This is a genomic window from Castellaniella sp. (assembly GCF_034007085.1).
GTDB lineage: Bacteria > Pseudomonadota > Gammaproteobacteria > Burkholderiales > Burkholderiaceae_B > Castellaniella.
Genome location: NZ_JAVERO010000206.1, coordinates 1 through 2822, shown reverse-complemented (window position 1 = coordinate 2822; position 2822 = coordinate 1). Strand labels below are relative to the sequence as shown.

The 2822-nt window shown below is 65.2% G+C and carries 1 protein-coding gene; it reads right to left on the bottom strand.

What is annotated here, in order from left to right; genetic code table 11:
• Positions 1–39 precede the first annotated feature (39 nt).
• Positions 40–2796 (bottom strand): ribosome-associated ATPase/putative transporter RbbA, encoded by a 2757-nt coding sequence (rbbA, locus tag RBR29_RS11745; RefSeq protein ID WP_320349481.1) that lies wholly within the window; start codon positions 2794–2796, stop codon positions 40–42.
• Positions 2797–2822: the final 26 nt, after the last annotated feature.

The following is a 2822-nucleotide window of genomic DNA, read 5'->3' as shown; positions in this document are numbered from 1 at the left end:
CCCAGCCGCCAGATCGTTCCAAGGGATCGGGTGCTCATGTCAGCGGTCCTGCTTGCGAAGCAGCGCGATCGCGCTGCCCAGGATGAATGGGATCGACAGCGCCAGCAGCCCGATGGACGGCCACAGGTCCTGGAATCCCAGTGCCTTGTTGAATACACCGCGGCTGATGGTGAACATGTGTGCGGCCGGATAGACCTGGCCGATCAAACGGCCCAGCCCTTCCAGGGAACTGACCGGATCCAGCAACCCGGAAAACTGGATGGCGGGGATCAGGGTCGCGATCAGGGTGAAGAACATGGCGGCCACCTGGCTGCGCGTCATGGCCGATGCCAGCAGGCCCAGGCCGGTCGAAGCCGTGCAGAACACGGTGGCAGCCAGCGCCAGCGTGGCCAGGCTGCCCTTGATCGGTACGCCGAATACGGTGACTGCCAGCAGGCACATGGCGGCGAAGTTGACCAGGGCCAGCCCGATGTAGGGGATCTGTTTGCCCAGCAGGAATTCCGTGCGGGACAGCGGCGTGACGTACAGATTGATGATCGAGCCGATTTCCTTTTCGCGCACCACGGCCAGGGCGGTGAGCATGGCCGGCAGCATGATGAGCATCAGTGGGATCACGACCGGGACCATGGCCGGCAGACTGCGCACGTCCGGGTTGTAGCGGAAACGGGTTTCCAGGCTGGCCAGCTGGCCGATCGGCATGCCCAGGCGTTCGCGGGCCTGCTGCGCCAGCCATTCACGGTGCATGGCCTGGACGTACCCCTTGATGGTTTCGGCGCGCAGCGGCATGGCGCCATCGATCCAGGCACTGATGTCGGCCGTGCGCCCATGCAACAGATCGGCGCCGAAGCCGGGCGGAATTTCGATGGCCAGGGACAGTTCGCCGCTGCGCATGCGGTGGTCCATGTCGGCTTCGTTCAGGATCGGCGCATGTTCGATGAAGTAGCGTGATCCAGACAGGTTCAGCGCATAGTCGCGGCTGATCGTGGTGTTGTCCCGATCCAGGACGGCGAAGCGCAGATTTTCCACGTCCAGGCTGATGCCGAAGCCGATGACGAACATCAGGACCAGGGAACCCAGCAGGGCCAGGGTACCGCGCACCGGGTCGCGGCGCAGTTCCATGGATTCCCGATGCAGGGTGCTCAGCAGCCGGGCCAGACTGAAGGCCGGGATGCGGGATGCGCGGGCAGCAGGCTGGGGGGCTGCCGCCGTGACGGCAGGCGTGTCGGGCACGCTGGGGGGCTCGGGCGTGGGGGTGTCGGGTGCCGTGGGGCCGGATGGCGGGGTTTCGCCGCTGGCCTCCAGCAGATAGCCGATGAAGGCTTCTTCCAGTGTCTGAGCCCCGCGCTTGCGCACCAGTTCGGCTGGCCGATCGCTGTCGAGCACGCGCCCCGCGTGCATCATGGACATGCGGTCGCAGCGTTCGGCCTCGTTCATGAAATGGGTGGAAATGAAGATCGTCACCCGGTTGCGGCGCGACAGGGTGATCAGCAGACGCCAGAAATCATCGCGGGCGATGGGATCCACGCCGGATGTGGGTTCATCCAGGATCAGCAGCTCGGGTTCGTGCACCATGGCCACCGCCAGCGACAGCCGTTGGCGGATGCCCAGTGGCAGGCTGTCGGGCAGCATGTCCAGCACGTCGATCAGGCCAAAGCGTTCTGCCATGGCCTGGACCCGGTCCGGAATGTGCTCGGCGGGCACTTGGAACAGGCGGGCATGCAGGACCAGATTCTGGTGGACCGTCAGTTCGCTGTACAGTGAGAACGACTGGGACATGTAGCCGACCCGGCGGCGCACGTCCAGATCGTCCGGGTCGATTTCGTGGCCGAACAGCCAGGCACGCCCCTCGCTGGCCGGCAACAGTCCCGTCAGCATCTTCATGGTGGTGGATTTGCCGCAGCCGTTCGATCCCAGAAAGCCGAAAATCTCGCCACGGCGGATGCGGAAACTGACATGGTCGACGGCGACGAAATCGCCGAAGCGCATGGTCAGGCCTTCGGCTTCGATGGCGATGTCGTCCTCGTCGCCGTCAGGCAGCGGCGGAATTTCCACCGGCGCATAGCCTTCGCGCCGGGAAGCAGGCAGCAGGTGGATGAAGGCCGATTCCAGCGTGCTCTGGCCCGTGGAGGCCAATAGTTCCGCTGGCGTGCCGGTGGCCAGGACATGCCCCTGGTCCATGGCGATCAACCAGTCGAAACGCTGGGCTTCGTCCATGTAGGCCGTGGCCACGATCACCGACATATTGGGCTGGTCGGCGCGGATGCGGGCAATCAGGTCCCAGAACTGGGCGCGGGCCAGTGGGTCGACGCCCGTGGTGGGCTCGTCCAGGATCAGGAAATCCGGATCGTGGATCAGGGCGCAGCACAGGCTGAGTTTCTGTTTCATGCCGCCCGAAAGCTTGCCGGCCGGGCGTGCCAGGAACGGGTCCAGCCCTGTGCTGCGGGTCAGCAGGTCGATGCGCCGACGTCGTTCGGCGGCGCCGTGACCGAACAGCCGGGCGAAGAACTGCAGATTTTCCTCGACCGACAGGGTGGGGTACAGGTTCTTGCCCAGGCCCTGCGGCATGTAGGCAATGCGTGGGCAGGCGTGGTCGCGGTGGGCGCGCTGGGCCATGTCGCCGCCCAGGACCTCCACTTTTCCTTGCTGAATGATCCGGGCGCCCGCCAGGATCGACAGCAGTGTGGATTTGCCCACCCCGTCGGGGCCGATCAGTCCGACAATCCGGCCGGCCGGGATGTCCAGGTCGATTCCGTCCAGTGCGCGGGTCTTGCCGTAGTGGTGGCTCAGATTCTGAATCCTGGCCGTGAGAGCAGGAGATGCCA